Origin of the sequence: Thalassoglobus sp., from assembly GCF_048270125.1 — a bacterium.
GTDB lineage: Bacteria > Planctomycetota > Planctomycetia > Planctomycetales > Planctomycetaceae > Thalassoglobus.
Map to the genome: position 1 here is coordinate 1 of NZ_JBLWTN010000034.1, position 16,727 is coordinate 16,727.

Consider the following 16,727-nt stretch of genomic DNA (forward strand, 5'->3'; position numbering starts at 1 on the left):
CACAACCCGTAACAAGTCTGTTCAGCGAGAATGGCGAAAGTGTCGTTAAAAAGTCAGAAATTTTCGTGGTTTTGCACAGCGGAGTAAAGCCCCTGGAACGCACCTGAACAGAAGGGTTTCACGTCGAAACTCGCAACGGAAACTGAGACGTTGAGCTTTCGAATGACCGCTTTTTATGCTCGGCATCTCAGGATGTGGTTTTTCTTGTGGCGAATTGTTGCGACGTAGACGGTGATCCCGATTTTCGTGACTCACTCATAATATATTTATTCCGTCTCAAGGTCTGCACCACTCGTTCCATATGTGCCCGCAAATTCAATGACCAAGTGGCCCTCTTCTAAATCGCGCAACTGCCCGCTTTTACGATCATCTCAAACCCTTTCGTGAACTTCGTATTCCAGTATGCATCAGTCATTCCGGTTCCAGTCCAACATCTTCCGCGTGCATTTTAGCGACATCTTCGAAGCGGATTTCCCGCTTAATCGTTCTACTAGAGCATCTTTCGAATTGGTTTGCAGGTTCTGCCTCGTGGCGAACAGCATTTTTACCAGGGAAAAGCGTTCTTCACGGGCAAACGGTAGAGCAAACTGCTCTATTGTCGAGCAACTGGATTGTTTCAGCCGTTACTTGCACTGAGGATTCTTTCTGAAACGCACTTTGGCGGAATGTGTGTCGTGTGGGAGTCACTTTTCGTCTCCAATTTAAGCCATTGAATCCTATCAATCGTGTAAAAAATGGATGAGACTTAGTTAACGTGCGGCCTGTAAAGGATGCCAGTTGCCAGACAGTTCGGCTGTGGGATTATAGGACGGGTCATTTGTCACGATATATTCTCCCAGACCATTCGAGAAAGCATAGTCATAGGAATTAGGGAGTTCGACGTCGAAACCCGTTGCGGGGTCGCTGTAAGTTTCCACTTCGCGAATCGATTCGTTGAACTCTCGGGCGACGTAGTCGACTGACTCTTGCCGATACTCCCAGCTTTGTTGCTGCGAGTACCGCATCTGTTCGTACATCTGGCTCATGATCTGCTGACGACGAACTGCACCTTCCTGACGGATTCGAGCAACATTTTGGTTGAATTGACCGATTGCTTTTAACCACGCCGGATTCTGACGCATCGATCGCAATGCTGTTGCATACACAAACTGCTGGCTTTCCCATTCGACTGCGGGGGCTCGAAACAGGAAGAGATTTGAAGCCGTATGCAGTTGCAAACCCGAGGGAGTATCAACTCGTGAAAGCTGCACAGACACGGACTCAAAATATCGCTCGCCATTGAGCATGTAACTGAGTTTCGCTTCCACGAAATCGAGAGAAATTCGCAGCCCACTCGCTTCGATATTTTGTAAGCCCGACTTGACGAGTTGTTGGCGATAAGCATTTGCGAGATCAGGGCGACTTTGAATTTGGACGATTGTTGCCCCCGGGCGATAGTTGGGAATGATGTAATGCTGAACCACTCCCGTTGCATCAAGAGGCGGTGCCAACTGTGAATCCTGGCCGGTTTGGATCATGAACTGCCTGACGTTGGGATCGAGGACCCAAACCCACGAGTAAGCAGGCAGCATTTCAAAGCTGACGCGTCCATCGGAGCTGAGAGCAGAGAAACTTTCATAAAAGGCTGGTTGATTCGGATCAGTTCCAGAATTCCATTGGACGCCACCAGCAACTTGCCAATCTGCGGGGATCAGAAACGTTCGGGACAACAATGGTTGTTGAAACCCATTGGCATCGTAAAGTCTCGCTTGTTTGACGTGCAGCTTCTGGCGCTCTGTTGCTGCATGCGTGACGCCATGCGAGTAAGCAAATAAGTTGAGTGCATAAGCGAAAACCAGAACTGAAGAACGAAAATAGTGAGTGCGCATCGAGTGAGGCATTGAAGTGCTCCGCGTTGGATGAAATGGGTGATGCCTTCCCGTACAGTTGAGATTCGCAGCTGTGACACTTCGTTTCTCGTGTTTTTTAAAATTCCATCAGATGCCATGCCTCAAATGCAAAAAGTCCCCGTTCGATAAGAATGGGGACTTTCAGAAGTTCGTTTTTTGCTGCGATTAAGATGCAGGCTGGAAGACAAGTGTTGTTCCAAGTGACTTCATTTGGACATACAACATTCCGTTCTCGAACCAGAAATGTGATTGTTCGACACCGTCATTTGAATTTGTCGTTAGCGTATTACCTTGAACTGAGTAGGTTCCGTATGATGATTCTCGACCTTGCTGTCCGTATCCGTTGAGCGTAACCATTTCTATTGCAAACTGTCCTTGAGCATCAAACGCGGCTCCAATTCGAATTTGAACGCCGTTCACAGTGTCCTGCAGATACCAGGTTCCAACAAGTGGGTGATTCGACTGAGCAGGTCGTTGGAATCCACCTTGCTGACCGCCATTGAACCCGCCGCCGTTGTTGACGTTCCCGCCACCCTGATTGAATCCCCCACCCTGGTTAAAGCCGCCGTTTGTCTGACCGCCACCGTTCAAACCACCGTTGGTTGGAGGAACAGGAGCTGTTGGCTTATTGACAACAACTGAAGGGCGTTGATCCGTTGGGCGCTGATCCGTTGGGCGTTGAGCGACAGGTCGAGTCGGTGCGGGCTTCATAAGACCCAGGTTTGCAACCGCAGCTGGCATCACTTCAGCTTGAATGTACACGTAACTCATGCTGTTTTCGTGCTCAAGTTGAACTGCAAGAGACTGTGAAATCTCGCCTTCAGGCACATTCTTGTCCTGTGGGTATGCGACTTTGATTTGTTTTGCACCTTTGAGCAAATCGAAAGTCATAATGATGCGACTCTCGGCATCGACAATCCAGCCTGGCATGACTGTGTAATCGTCTTTGCCATAAATCACGATCACATGAACTGCAGCCTGATCCATGAATGTTGCCACTCCTTGAGGAACAGGACCTCCCGTTGGCAAAGGTGATTGTGTTTCTTGAGGCTGTGCTGAAGGTTCTGGTGTTGCAGGTCGCTGATTTGTTGGTCTTGTTGCGGGCGGTCTCGCTGTTTCATCGGAGTCAGATTCGCTGTCAGCTGGAGTAGCTCCAGGGTAATCAAGTCCCCACTCTTCGTATTCAGCAGCGTCGAAAATCGGGTTCTTTTTCGCAGCGAAGCTGGGGGTTGCCAGGAGATTCGAGACTGCAATACCGCAGCAGAGAAGTCTGAAAGCGTTGCTGCTGAACAGGTTACGAAACAGGTTTTTGCTAGCGAAAATCATCTCATTCTCCAGTGAAAAGGTTGTTTGTTTTGGGTTGTGTCTTCCTGAGACACTTCCAGTACAAGCCTCCACCGAAGTTGTGACACCGCATTGCTTAATTTTTTATTTTTTCTTGCATGAGTGAAAATCTCTGGACCAGAAAATGGGAGAGCATGACAACTTCAATACGATTGCGCAGGTCACAAACGACGTGCCATGTCGCTGTCAATTATTGTGGATCAAACCAACAGCTTTGCTCGTGATTCGCTCACGTCCCCATGGTTCGTCTTCCAATTTCAAGCACTTCTCTGCGTCAGCCATCTTCGAGTCGGTTGGAAATGCTGCTTACAAAAATGCTTTCGGAAACTACGGAGAAACTAACAATTTCACAGTGAATACACGCTAAGTTTTGTATTTTTGTGAAACGTTGCCAAACCAGACGATTTGCGCAAGATGTTGGAATTCCGAGCCTTGAGACCGCTCGGACGATGGTTGAAGTGCAAGTCCGCCCACGGAACAGGAGGACTACAGAAACTTTTTGGTCACACGCTGCGGAGAAATGATTATTGTTCGCGTCATTTCGGAACGTAAGTTCCCCTATGGTAATTCTCAATCAGTTTTTACCTGCCGAGTGCAGAGCATTCTAAATCAATGGATTGATTCCGTTGATTCCGTTTGAATTTAGAGCAGTTTGCTCTAGAGGGAATATCTTGTCTAGTACTAGGAGTCAGACTCTCGCCAAGCGACCTGCTGACATTCGCTGAATCACTCTCATCCTCTTGCTTGACCGAGTGCTTTTCTCAAACAAGATCTTCGCTTATCGATCGTCGAAGGCTACGCTTCTACCAATGTCAACCAAGTGGTGGATTCTGGGCGAAGCTATGCGATGATGCTGTCTATGACTTCTCCTGCAACATCGGTTAAGCGGAAATCACGGCCGGAGTAGCGGTAGGTAAGCCGTTCATGATCGAGTCCCATCAGATGCAGGATCGTGGCGTGCAGGTCGTGAATGTGGACTCGGTCTTCCACGGCCTTGAAACCGAACTCGTCGGTCGCACCGTGGATGTGACCACCTTTGACGCCGCCGCCCGCCAACCATGTGGTGAATCCGTGATTGTTGTGATCGCGGCCTTTGCCAAGCCCTTTGTTCGTTCCCGGCGCGGGGAGTTCCACTGTTGGTGTGCGGCCGAACTCACCACTCCACAGAACGAGTGTCTCGCTCAACAACCCGCGTTGCTTGAGGTCTTTTAGGAACCCTGCGATTGGCTGGTCCCAGAGACCTGCGTCGCGGCGATGCAGGATGATGTCATCGTGGTGGTCCCATGGGATGCCTTTGCCTGTAAACGCCTGGATACTACGGACACCGCGTTCGATTAATCGCCTCACGATAATAAGCTGGCGACCGTGGAAGGTGTCTCCGTAGAGTTTCAAGATGTGCTTAGGTTCCTTCGAGAGGTCAAACGCCTCCGCCGCTGCCGTCTGCATGCGGAACGACAGTTCAAAGGACTGAATACGTGATTCCAAAGGCCCTTCGTCATTGACTCGACGAGCATGTTCTTCGTGCAGGCGACGCAGTAGTTCGAGTTGTTGCTGCTGCTTTGACGAACTGATTTGTTTATTACGGATATTGTCGATCAGCTGTTCGATGTTCTTAAACTCGGAATTGATGTATTGTCCTTGAAATGTTGCAGGCAGGAACGCCGATCCCCACAATCGCGGTCCGAACCGACCGGGATAACCGCTTGGTGTCATCGAGATGAATCCAGGCAGGTCTTGATTCTCTGTTCCCAGACCGTACACCAGCCAGGATCCCATGCTGGGACGAGTTTGGATCGGATCGCCGCAGGTCATCTCGAGTGTAGATGGTGGATGATTTGGGACGCTGCAGTGCGTTGACCGAATCAGACAAATGTCGTCAATACACTCGGCCGTTTTCTCAAACAATTCGCTGACTTCAATTCCGCTTTGACCGTACTTCTGGAACTTGAATGGTGACTTAAAAGCAACTCCCGTTTTGCGTTCAGTCTTGTAATGTACCGGTAACGTTTTCCCATCATACTTATCCAGCAGTGGTTTCCGGTCGAACGTATCCACCTGACTCGGGCCACCGTTCATAAACAGGTGCACAAGGTGTTTGGCTTTCGGCTGGTGGTGAGGTATTTTCGGCGCTAGCGGCGAGAGTGTTCGTGTTGCTGCGGGCGACTCCTTCGCCAGGAGGTCTGCAAGTGCAATCGTTCCGATGCCTCCACCAGCGCGTTGAAGGAATTCTCGTCTCGATTGGCCAAGCGCGGGAAACGTGTTTTCGCTGTCCGTGTCATTCATTCGTACTACTCCAGAAACATGAATTCGTTCGACATCAGCAACACCTGTGCGAGTCTTTCCCAGGCGTCAAACTCGTCGAGGGGGTCTACCTGAGCATCAGGCATTTTGGGAAAGCCCTGTTTTGAGGACCAAACCGTACCCGTTTGCGCTTCATCGCCTGTCTTTGGAGATTCTCTGACTTCCGGGGCCCACTGAAAACCGTCGTATGTACCGTTGCGCACGTAGTCGATGACGAAAGCGATCTGATCGCCTTTGGAAACCGTAATGCCTGCGACGGTCGTTGCGGCTTCTTCATTATGAACTGACCACTGACCAGCCTTTGTTCCGCGAACATAGACCGTTGCTCGGACTCCATCACCCTGAGTCGCTCCGTGCTTGAGTGTTCCTTCGAGATCGACGACTCCAGAAACGGGACTCGTCCATTGTCGTACGAGACACACCCCTCCTCCGCCCGCATGTCCTCCTGAAGGCGTCAAACGCAACCAGCCGAGACCGTTCTTCGTATCCGGAAATTCAATGTCTCCCTGAAGTGCTGTCGGCACGAAGTGGGGGAAAGTTTTAACAGCAGCGATGTCGTGAGCAACTTTGTCGCGATCATAGGGCGCGAAACCAAACACCCACTCTGATCGTGGCAATACGTCTTCTTCATCGGGGCGACTCGATTGAATGAACGCGGACGCCACTCGCAGTTCAGTGGACGTCGGGGTGCGATTGAAGACTCGATCGTAGAGTCGGCCGATACGTTCGTGCGGATCGCTGGCGATTTGGATTTCGTCGCGAGCAACCAACGCCGTCGCCATCTCCATTGTGAAGTCGCCGTTCATCAGAAACAGACTTTGCGTCGGCACGGTCGTAGTGTTTCGCCCCGAATTGGTTTCGTCAGGGTTCGGAAAATCGAAGGTCAGCAAGAGCGACGGCAGCTTGTCGCGTTCGATGGCCCCGTAGATGGCTCGACGATACGGATTGAATTCCCAAGTGACGGTATTTGGTTTTTGATCAAACGCTGCGTACTTGAACATCAGTGACGACGGGCCACCACGGGTCGGATCGAGCTTGCCGCTCACGGCAAGCATCGAATCGTGAATCGCTTCGTACTCCAGTCGTCGACGATTGAATCGCCAAAGCAGTCGGTTCTCTGGATCGGCAGTGAGTTTCTCGTTGTCGCTGTGGCTGGACTGTTGGTACGTGGCTGAGTTCAGGATCAGCCGATGCAGTTGTTTGATTGACCAACCAGAATCTACGAATTCACTGGTCAGCCAGTCGAGTAATTCCGGGTGCGATGGCGGCGATGATCGAAGACCGAAATCGCTGGGAGTATCAACCAAGCCGCGTCCAAAATGCCACGCCCAGACACGATTGACGATCACTCGCGCCGTCAGTGGATTGTCCGGTGCAACAATAGCTTCAGCCAGTTCCAGTCGCCCCGAACCCTCGGTGAATGGAATTTGATCTTCTCCAGCAAGCAGCCCAATAAACTGCCGTGGCACCGCTTCGCCCGGTCGATCTTTGTTGCCCCGAATGAAAATATGTGGGTCATACAGTTTTTCAGTGTCGCGGACGATCATCGCACGTCGTGGCGATCCTGGGTGCATCGCCAAACGCAGATCACGATTAGGAATCAGCGTATTAATGAGTTGCAAAAACACGCTGCGGTCGAGCGTTTTAAAGTCGTCTGCAGGAATCACACCCGGCGCATCTTCACCGTACAGAAGCTTCCGCAACTGTTCTTGATGCAGATTTTCAAAACCAAGAGTATTCGGAAAACTGGAAGCGTGCTTGAGCCATTCCTTGTCAATCTCATCAAATAACTTCTGATAGATCGCAGCGACGTCGCTCAATGATTCTGGTCGCTGCTTGTCGAACGCAGCGGCAACGATCGGATTCAATTGGCAATCGACAAGCTTGTTTGCCGTTACCCGTTCAGCAAGTTTTTTCTGCACGCTGTTCAAACTCAGCCGTCGGCAACGTTGCAAATGCATGCCATGGGCCGAATACTGCATCGTCCCCGTGCTCAACCAATCGCTTCTTCCAACGCAATGCAATATGAGGGTTGAGCTTCTGTCGGCCGGCCAGCGTGCGGAACTCGCCTTCCGGCAGTTCGCGTCCCTCGTGTGCCATCAGCAGGTATTTGCCAATGTCACCGCGATTCTGCTTCATGAGTCGAGCGTAGTTTTCGTCGCGAAACTCCTGGAGTTTTCGGTCTTTCTCGGCTTTGAATTCCAGAAACGATTTCTCAAGTGTCGAGCCCGATTCTGGCCCCCCGATCACTGGTAGATCATCCGGTTCTTCGATGCTGGCGCAAATACCGTATAGCGAATAGAAATCTATCATCGTCAGCGGGTCGTACTTGTGGTCGTGACACCGCGCGCATGCCACTGTCAGCCCAAGTAGCGCCCGGCCGATTGTATCAACGCGATCGGCGCGTTGTTCCTCGATACCACCTGCGTCAGATCGCTTGTGAATCGTTAAGAACGCGAGCGCTGCGAGCGATGGATCATCTGGTTTGTCGGTGAGCAGGTCAGCGGCCAACTGTTCGCGAATGAAATCGTCAAATGGCTTGTCATCATTCAGCGCTGCAATCACATAGTCGCGATAAGTGTAGGCATATGGATAACGTCTCGGTTGACCGAAGACAGCTCCCTTGGAATCCGCATACCGCGCCACGTCCAGCCAATGCCGTGCCCAGCGTTCGCCGTAACGAGCATCGCCCAGCAGATCATCCACAATCGCAGCAAATTCGGGAGCACTGGACTTTTCCATCTCCTTCGGAGTCGGCGGCATTCCGATTAAATCAAGAAACGCACGCCGCACCAGAGTCCGACGATCAGCAGGCGGCGACGGCTCAATATCATTCTGTTTCATCTTCCTCCAGACAAAACTGTCGATCTCGTTCTTAGACCAATCGTCATGCTCATCGACGGGAACGCGTGGTCGCGTCAAGGGTTGGAATGCCCAGTGTGACTTAGCCGCTTTGCGAATTTCTGCGCGCGCATCAGTCGCCATCGTATCTTCGGACGGATCATTGCCGCCTGCAGGCCAAGGCGCACCCATTTCGATCCAGCGCTCTAAGATCGCCACTTCTCCCTCAGGCATCTTGGCGTCAGGTGGCATCTCAAAGCTCTCGTAACGAACCGCCTCGATCAACAGACTGTCGCCGAGGAGTCCCGGCACAACCGTCGCACCGCTGTCCCCACCCCGTAACGTTGCGGCGAGTGAATCAAGTCGCAATCCCCCCTCTTGCTTGTCCGCTGCGTGACATCTCCAGCACCGTGATTCCAGTAATGGACGGACTTTGCTGTTGAAAAACTCAGCCTGTTGCAGCGTTGGATGGGAAGCTGTTTCACTCATCGGGCCGTCAGCAGCGTGCAAACTCACCGATGCAATCGTCAGAACAACAATCAGGAGGGAGAGTTTCATTCTCGGTACAATTTCGAGGGAATCGGAAGAGTTGGTTCCGATGATTATTGCACAGTCATCAAAAACCGCCATCGCATGATCATGTGATGCTATCCACTTTATTGATCAAGATCCTGTGGAACAGCTGAATCCGTAGCTTCAACTAGTTTTACACAATGCCTTTGCGAATCGCCTTTGCCACAGCAGCAGTGTTAGTGTTCACATGCAACTTGTCATAGATGTTGCGTAAATGTGTGCTGACCGTATGGATGCTAACATTCAACTGCACTGCGATTTCTTTCTTGATCAATCCTTGCGCCATCAATTCCAAAACATCTCGCTCTCGATCTGTAAGAGCCGGATCGGAAGACGCGACGCGATCCTTGCAGAGAGAGCAGCTCAAGCACACGACTCGCAACTGAAGGTGTCATCGGTGCGCCTCCTTGCGATGCCTGTCCGATAGCAGCTTCGATATCTCCGATATTCGAGGTCTTCAGTAGATATCCCGATGCCCCCATACAAACGGCACGAAATATTTTGTCGTCATCATCAAAAGCTGTCAGGATCACAACCTTAGCGTTGGGGGCAATTTCCGAATTTCTGCCAGCGCAGCGATGCCATCAACTCCCGGAAGTCCGACGTCAAGCAGGATCACATCGGGGGCATCGGTACGTTCGAATTGCGGAGCAGCCAGCTCGTACGAACCAAAATCATGGACGCAAGTCATGCCAGACGAGCGATTGACTGCACGAGAAAGGCTACGTCGAAACGTGGCATCATCTTCAATCAGCCATACATCAATGTTGGGTTTAATCTCGTTCATAGTGACTTATCAGGCAACAAATTCGCAGTGTCCGTTCGATGAGGATCCCCTGCGGAGTACGATAGGATGACATTGTTGGGCCTCCTGTTTTACTGAAGGTTTATACGGATCGCCATGTGAGTCCCACCGGAAGGATTGCTTTGTACGATTAGATCAGCTCCCATCTCATTGGCTCGTCGACGCAAATTCTGCAAGCCCTGTCCATCATAGGTCGCTTCCGGATCGAAACCGACTCCATCGTCTTCAATCGTAATACCCAGCTCTTTGTCTCTTACCTTGATTTCAATGGTCGCACGCTTTGCATCGGCATGTCGAACAATGTTGTGCAGCACTTCTTTTACGCTCAACAATAGATGCCGACGAACTTCGAGGCTGAGCTCTAAATCGTTTGGCTCGCCCCTCACTTCAAACTTGTAGTCGATGCCACTGAGCATTGAGTCAGCGATTGTCCGGAGCCGACGTACTAACTCGACAAGCGTAGAACGATCACCATGAATCAACCAGACAATATCACGCATCGAATCAGCCGTCTCCATAGCGATGCGGTTGATCTCCTGCAGGTCACCATTGCTTTCATTGGAGACGTTGTTGTCGTCGAGTGCCATCTGACTGAGCAGGCGAATGCTGCCCAGATTACTGCCAACGTCATCATGCAGATCTGCTGCGATTTGAAATCGCAAACGATCGAGTTGTCGACGTTGACGCAATCTTACGAACAACAATAAAGCAGTCATTGTCACGCCAACCGCAATCGCAAAAAACACTGCCAATCGAATCACGCGTCTTTCGATTCGATCAACCACCTGCGAACGCTGTAACGTGACTGCCTGTAGACGTGACTCGATCACACCACGCTGCGAAAGCTCGTTGAGCCACCGAGGCAGTTCGATCAGTTGATTCTGGCTACTGAAACCATCGACGAGGTACCGGGGGGCCCAAAGCGGCGGTGATTCACCTGCGAAAGAATCTAGTGATGACACCTCCGATTGCAACGCGACATTTTCATTCCCGGAATAAACCTGAAACTCGGACAATGCTAATAAACATAATGTCGAACCATCGCCGCGACGTCCTTTGTTAAACAAACGCGTTGCCGTCAATCTCACATGTCGGGCGCGGCGTCCGTCACAGTGGACTACGACTCCGTTATTACCGGGATTCAGGAAATCAGCCTTTGTGTAGTCAGCCACAACGACCGAGTCCGTCATGTCTTTGTTCTCACTGATTTCCAGCTGAAAACGAACGGGGAAACCAAACCCTGGACGCCCCGGCCAGTCGTGTGGTAACGAGGGAATCAGTCGAATTTCATCGATGGCATGAGATTGCCTTAGATCGACCTGAACCCACTTTATTGTATCAGCTTCTGAGGCATGCTTAGAGTGATAGCCGTTTGTGTTGCTTTGCTTGGAAGTCACCGGTAGCCCCAAACCGCTTTGCCCATCGGTCAGGTTTTCCTCCATCCATGTTGGTTGTGAATGAGATTGCCAAGTACCACGAACAGAGGCTCCGATTGCAACATTACGATTGCCAGAGAAGACGGCAATTTCGCCCATTGCGACAACCCAGACCCCGGGACCTCGTTTCCAGTGTTTAGTCGAAGTGATTCTTAGAAATCGTGCCGTCACGCCTTCAGCAGGCAAGGAGACTGGAAAAAAGCCCGGATTCGGATAATCCCTGTTTGTATGATCGGCGACCATAATGGGCTTGCTAAACGAAATTTCGTTTGCCGTTTCAACACGAAACCGCACCGGAAACCCATAACCTGCAACACGTCGGTTATTGACCATGGATTCAACTGGTATTAACGTAACCGCGTCGAATTTGACTTCACGTCCCAAGTCGATCACTACCTCGACCGGACGGTCTGGTTGATCGAGATAACTGCTATGAGAGCCAAGTCTTGGTCCTTCGTGTCCAGTCGAAATGGGTGAGAGTTGTTCGAGGCGATCAAGAAGTTCCATTCGCTCAGCGCTCATCTGGCGAACAGCGGAACTGAAGAATTCGGCGAGCACGTCAGTTGACTGTTCTTCTGCAGCGACCGTACGAAACGTACATACAATCGAGGCAACGAAGCCAATCCTCCTCAACCATTCACGTGCATTCAAGATTCACTTCCATAAGGTCGATTCAATGTAGTGACATGGCAACGAGTTCCAGCTCTATGGTATCCGCATGTCGGAGCAAGAAGCAGGAGATTTTTTTGCTCAGTCTCCGTGGTTTCCAAACCAGGACGATGACGCGACCATCGGTGAAAGCCGTCTGTCCCTGTAGAAATGCTTATCCCCGCTTCAGTCAGCTTCATCAAGTTTGGGATGAAAAAGAGTTCGGCAGGTTTCGCCTTTTTCATAGCACAGGTCACACGGATCGCCCGATTGAGAGTCTGAGGTGACTGTCAGTTTCACTCGCCTGAAATAACTCTGTCCGGGACGCCCCTTTCGAACGTCGTTAGAATACAGTGATCAAACGTGCTCGGCAACAGTGCGACTGTGGGCCTCGAAGTCTATCGGGTACACTCCATACTGAAAAACATCCCTCTGGTCGACCATCAATCACTTCTTGGTTCAATTTGTCTACGTTGCTCATTTTGTTCCTCCGTATTTTTGTTTTCTTAGGACACAAACACGAGGCGGTAAGCAGTTGTCTGCCCAACTCAGCAACATGGCATCATAGAGCGAGATGCACATCCATCACCGCGCTTGTCTTTAAGAACGGAGAAGGAAAACGCTATTGAGAATCCTCGTCAACGCGGACAGCAAGTTTTCCGAAGTTCTTACCTTCAAGCAAGCCGATGAATGCTTCCGGAGCATGTTCGAGTCCGTCAACGATATCTTCGATGTACTTAACTTTGCCTTCGGCAACCCAAGGCGTCATATCAGCCAGGAACTCTCCGTAGCGAGTACCGTAGTCATCAAAAATAATGAAGCCCTGTGCCTTAATTCGGCGAACCAGGAATGTCTGCATTAACAGTGGTAATCGGTCTGGACCTGCGGGGAGTTCGGTATCGTTGTAGTGGGCGATCAACCCGCAAACCGGGATACGAGCTTTCACGTTCAATAGTGGAAGAACTGCGTCAAACACCTTTCCACCAACGCTTTCAAAGTACACATCGATGCCCTTGGGACACGCACCGGCAAGCTGCTGATCAAAATCGGTCGCGCGATGATCCAGACATGCGTCAAAGCCAAACGTATCGACTCCCACCTTGCACTTCTTTGGACCGCCTGCGACTCCAACAACATGACAACCTTTGAGTTTGGCGATTTGCCCAACGACGGAGCCGACTGCGCCAGTCGCAGCGGCAACAACCACAGTCTCACCTGGTTTGGGTTGACCAATATCAAGTAGCCCCATGTAGGCAGTGAATCCTGGCATTCCGAGGACCCCCAGAGACCGTGATGGATGTTCGAGTTGCTTTCCCAACGGAATCAATTCCTCCGCATTGGAGACTGCATAGTCCTGCCAGCCTGTATTTGCCAACACCCAGTCTCCTGGAACGAAGTCGGGGTGCAGCGACTGTACAACTCGACAAACCGCACCCCCAACCATCACCTCTCCAACTTCGACAGGAGGAGCGTAAGAGGGTGAGTCACTCATGCGACCACGCATATAAGGATCAAGCGACAAATAAACTGTTCGCAGTAATAGCTGTCCGTCAACTGGCTCTGGCAACGCCGCAGTTTCCAATCGAAAGTTATCGGGCTCAGGAGCGCCATGCGGCCGGGAATTTAGAACGATCCGTCGGTTCGTCTCAGGTAATTGAGCCATGATAATTTCCTAAATTTATAGAGCGGGTGTCTAATCAATACTGTGGCCCCAGGACTTGAAGTAGTATTCGTCAACTTAGTTTGCTACGGATAATAATTTCGGATTGAAGGGTGCGATGGACGGGGCAGCGGTCGGCGATTTCCATCAGGCGAGTGCGTTGAGCGTCATCAAGTTCACCACGCAATTCGATCGTCTTTTCAATACAGTCGATTCGGCCCTCTTTGTTCTCACAGTTCTCACAATCCTCCGCGTGGATACGTGAATGTTCGAGCGACGCGTTGACTTGCTCTAATGGAATTCCCTTGCGTTGAGCATACATTCGCAATGTCATCGTAGTACAGGCCCCCAGTCCGGCCAGCAGATACTGATACGGCCCTGGACCAAGGTCGTCTCCTCCTGCGCCCTCTGGTTGATCGGCAAGCAGCTTATGCCGGCCAACCGTCACCTGGTTTGTAAACTTTCCAGTTGTGGTTTCAGAAACAACAACACGATTCTCCGATGAATCGTTAATCGAATCACGAGTCTCGTCCGGTAAATACCGTCCCGCCCAGGCGGTCAATACGTCCGCCACGTATTGCGAGTCAGGTCGACGAGTCAGTAAATGATCGGCATCATCCAACGATACAAAACTCTTGGGATGCTTTGCAGCCTCATAAATGCTCGCTGCATTGTCGATTCCGACCACGTTATCAAATGGAGCATGAAACACGATCAAAGCGCGGCGAAGGGAGCCAATCTTGTCAGTCATTGCGTGAGCGTTCAGGTCTTCGAGGAATTGCCGCTGGATCGTGAACTTGCGGCCCGCCAGATTGACCTCCGCCTCTCCGGCTTGCTCAATTTCATCGCGTTGTTCATCGAATAAGTGGGAAACATGTTCTGGATCGAACGGGGCTCCGATTGTTGCCACACCGACTACTTCATCAATCTCTCCGGCTGCCGCCAGCACGGCTGCACCTCCGAGACTGTGACCGATCAAAATTGATGGCGGTGAGTGATGTTCTCGGAGCCAATCGGCAGCCTTGATCAGGTCTTGGATATTGGATGAGAAGTTCGTGTTGGCAAATTCGCCTTCACTATGGCCCAGGCCGGTGAAATCAAACCGCAATACGGCGATCCCTTTGGCGGAGAGTGCCCCAGCAATGCGCGTCGCTGCGTGAATATCTTTGGAACATGTGAAGCAGTGAGCGAAGATAGCAAAAGCACGAGGTTGCACCGCAGGCATATCAAGCCTTGCCGCCAATGTGGCACCCTGAGATCCTTCGAATTCAATTTTACTGTTCAACATTTTCACCATTCATTTGGAGAAATCAGGAATCAGCAATTCCCCGCTGCATCAGGAGAATGCCAGCTCGGGCCGCTCCGCGTGCGATCGCGCGAATGGCATTTTGTCCGAGGGAGCCGTAACTCATCGCGCTGACGAGCATAGGGCTCTTCAGAGTGTAGGGGCGCGTTACGCCACTGCGATTTCCGAAGGTGACGCGAAATGGCCGTACGTCTCCCTCACGTGTGGGAAACATAGAGTGGCGCAGCTTGATTTCAGTGGCGCCGTAGTCGAGCAGCGTGCCAAAGGAATCAGAGGAATCCACATTTTTCGCCTTGCGGTAGACTTCGCTACGCTCTGTGCGATTAAACGGGCGTTCTTCGCGGTCGTTGAGGAAAAGATACTGGCGAAATTCAGGTCCGAGACTCTCTATAAGGTAGCGGACCTGCCCGAGGACGCCGAAGTTCCGCAACAGAGTGTGATCTTTCTGAACGTGCCGATATGAGAAGTTCACCAAAAGGAGAAACAGAGAGGCCACCGTGAGAAAGTGGAAGTAAAACGAAATATAATACCCTGCAGCAAAGAACATCACCGGTAGAAAGAGCAGCGTCGTGTTGGCGAAACGAGAGAGACGGATCAGGTCAACGGAAAGTGCTTTGGGCATGGTGAGTAATAGAGTAGAATTTTGATTTTCCAGTAGTGGACACGATGTCGTATGAGGACATTATTGCCTTGAGTTCTTGCCGAGTTAAATCACTGCAACCCGGCAAGAATTTCAAAGGAACTCAAACGACTTTTGTGCTTATACAGAACCGATCGCAGGTAAAAATCAGCTCGTCCGCTTGGGTCTGTTGCGCCCCTTGTAATTTTTTGCTCAATGTTTTCTGCGCTGCCAATCATAGCCATCCGTAAAAATTCTTTGGCCATCTTCTCTTCTTGCGGTAGCCAGAGATCTTGCACTTTTGAAATGGCGGACGCATCAGCAGGCTTTTTCTTCGAAGCTAAGCAATCATGCGCTGGAATGTGGTGGTGGCTAAAAACTCTGCTTGCGCGTCAGTCTCTGCTGCAACTAATGGTTCTCCAAAACCGCTGATGTCTTAAAGTGTCGGCGATACAACTCAATGGCTTGCATCATCATACGCGGCGCAAAGTACGAAGCATAGGCGTAAGGCAAACCTTTCTCCACAGCTAATTGCGCTCTAACAGACTGGAACCTAAAATCCAAATGGGGACGTTACTGTCAACACCTGGCATCGCCATGACTTGCTGTCCTGTGCGACGTGGTTCTAAAAACTTTTGCAATTCGATGATCTCTTCAGGAAAGTCCGCTGAACTCCCAGTGCGATGGTTGCGCAAAGCCCGCGCGGTCACCTGACCAGTTTCCGGTGCTCGACCGAGCCCCAAATCAATTCGTCCTGGATACAGTGCCTCTAACGTACCAATCTGTTCAGCAATCACTAAAGGTGCATGATTGAGTAGCATCACCCCACAAGCACCGCCCCGAATTCGCCCGGTCCCGCTGCAAGATAACCAATCAACACCGCAGTCTCCGCACTGCAGTCTCCGCACCGCACCAGCAACAATCGTCAGACCACCGTAGTAGCCATGCTCATCACGAAGTCGCTCAAAAATCCGTTGAGCCGTATGCCGCTGCTTGCGATGGGCTTTCTTATCCGACTCTATAATCTCATTGATGATCGGCAAGAAGGGCTCAACCTTGAAACCACGAGGCTTCTTGAGTCAATACCCCGGCGGTTCGGTGAACGTCAGGAATTTTCCCAGCGTCTTCCAGTGCATGTCGTACTCACGACATGCAGCTCGCTTACCGATCTCGCCGTTCAGAACACGACTGTGGATCTCCGCCCACTATTTCATGTTCGTAATCACCCGTCCCTCGCTCAACAAGTGATCATCTGGTCGCTATACGTTCATTCCGAAAAACATCCCTCCGACAGGCGCTACATTT

11 protein-coding genes and 1 pseudogene are annotated in these 16,727 nt (G+C 51.1%); all 12 read right to left on the bottom strand.

Annotation, left to right across the window (positions count from 1 at the left end; translation table 11 throughout):
• Positions 1-749 precede the first annotated feature (749 nt).
• Entirely contained in the window at positions 750-1,880 is a 1,131-nt protein-coding gene (locus ACN0YR_RS22605; protein ID WP_417851479.1) for a hypothetical protein, read from the bottom strand.
• A 174-nt stretch (positions 1,881-2,054) separates the two neighbouring features.
• Positions 2,055-3,215, bottom strand: coding sequence for a lipocalin family protein (locus tag ACN0YR_RS22610; RefSeq protein ID WP_417851480.1), 1,161 nt, complete (start codon positions 3,213-3,215; stop codon positions 2,055-2,057).
• Positions 3,216-4,073: 858 nt separating this feature from the next.
• Positions 4,074-5,516: a DUF1501 domain-containing protein gene (locus ACN0YR_RS22615; RefSeq protein WP_417851481.1), complete on the bottom strand. Its 1,443-nt coding sequence runs from the start codon at positions 5,514-5,516 to the stop codon at positions 4,074-4,076.
• Between the two features lie 5 nt (positions 5,517-5,521).
• Complete coding sequence (locus ACN0YR_RS22620; protein ID WP_417851482.1) at positions 5,522-7,456, bottom strand: DUF1553 domain-containing protein; 1,935 nt, start codon at positions 7,454-7,456, stop codon at positions 5,522-5,524.
• A complete protein-coding gene (locus ACN0YR_RS22625; protein ID WP_417851483.1) occupies positions 7,437-8,933 on the bottom strand; it encodes a DUF1549 domain-containing protein in 1,497 nt (498 codons plus the stop codon). Before ACN0YR_RS22625 ends, ACN0YR_RS22620 begins: the two co-directional genes overlap by 20 nt.
• A gap of 148 nt (positions 8,934-9,081) precedes the next feature.
• Positions 9,082-9,321: a response regulator transcription factor gene (locus tag ACN0YR_RS22630; RefSeq protein WP_417851484.1), complete on the bottom strand. Its 240-nt coding sequence runs from the start codon at positions 9,319-9,321 to the stop codon at positions 9,082-9,084.
• Between the two features lie 156 nt (positions 9,322-9,477).
• A complete protein-coding gene (locus ACN0YR_RS22635) occupies positions 9,478-9,735 on the bottom strand; it encodes a response regulator (protein ID WP_417851485.1) in 258 nt (85 codons plus the stop codon).
• 89 nt (positions 9,736-9,824) lie between these two features.
• Positions 9,825-11,840 (bottom strand): ATP-binding protein, encoded by a 2,016-nt coding sequence (locus ACN0YR_RS22640; RefSeq protein ID WP_417851486.1) that lies wholly within the window; start codon positions 11,838-11,840, stop codon positions 9,825-9,827.
• Positions 11,841-12,459: 619 nt separating this feature from the next.
• Positions 12,460-13,500 (bottom strand): NADP-dependent oxidoreductase, encoded by a 1,041-nt coding sequence (locus ACN0YR_RS22645; RefSeq protein WP_417851487.1) that lies wholly within the window; start codon positions 13,498-13,500, stop codon positions 12,460-12,462.
• A gap of 70 nt (positions 13,501-13,570) precedes the next feature.
• Entirely contained in the window at positions 13,571-14,785 is a 1,215-nt protein-coding gene (locus tag ACN0YR_RS22650) for an alpha/beta fold hydrolase (protein ID WP_417851488.1), read from the bottom strand.
• A 22-nt stretch (positions 14,786-14,807) separates the two neighbouring features.
• Positions 14,808-15,425 (bottom strand): glutamate synthase-related protein, encoded by a 618-nt coding sequence (locus ACN0YR_RS22655; RefSeq protein WP_417851489.1) that lies wholly within the window; start codon positions 15,423-15,425, stop codon positions 14,808-14,810.
• An 89-nt stretch (positions 15,426-15,514) separates the two neighbouring features.
• A pseudogene (locus ACN0YR_RS22660) lies at positions 15,515-16,326 on the bottom strand (MsnO8 family LLM class oxidoreductase); the annotation flags it as partial.
• Between the last annotated feature and the right edge of the window lie 401 nt (positions 16,327-16,727).

What these genes read in the sequence shown, in the direction of transcription:
- ACN0YR_RS22615 (WP_417851481.1), bottom strand. Translation starts at nt 5,516, where the DNA reads ATGAATGACACGGACAGCGAAAACACGTTTCCCGCGCTTGGCCAATCG.
- ACN0YR_RS22645 (WP_417851487.1), bottom strand. Translation starts at nt 13,500, where the DNA reads ATGGCTCAATTACCTGAGACGAACCGACGGATCGTTCTAAATTCCCGG.
- ACN0YR_RS22635 (WP_417851485.1), bottom strand. Translation starts at nt 9,735, where the DNA reads ATGAACGAGATTAAACCCAACATTGATGTATGGCTGATTGAAGATGAT.
- ACN0YR_RS22605 (WP_417851479.1), bottom strand. Translation starts at nt 1,880, where the DNA reads ATGCCTCACTCGATGCGCACTCACTATTTTCGTTCTTCAGTTCTGGTT.
- ACN0YR_RS22650 (WP_417851488.1), bottom strand. Translation starts at nt 14,785, where the DNA reads ATGTTGAACAGTAAAATTGAATTCGAAGGATCTCAGGGTGCCACATTG.
- ACN0YR_RS22655 (WP_417851489.1), bottom strand. Translation starts at nt 15,425, where the DNA reads ATGCCCAAAGCACTTTCCGTTGACCTGATCCGTCTCTCTCGTTTCGCC.
- ACN0YR_RS22625 (WP_417851483.1), bottom strand. Translation starts at nt 8,933, where the DNA reads ATGAAACTCTCCCTCCTGATTGTTGTTCTGACGATTGCATCGGTGAGT.
- ACN0YR_RS22610 (WP_417851480.1), bottom strand. Translation starts at nt 3,215, where the DNA reads ATGATTTTCGCTAGCAAAAACCTGTTTCGTAACCTGTTCAGCAGCAAC.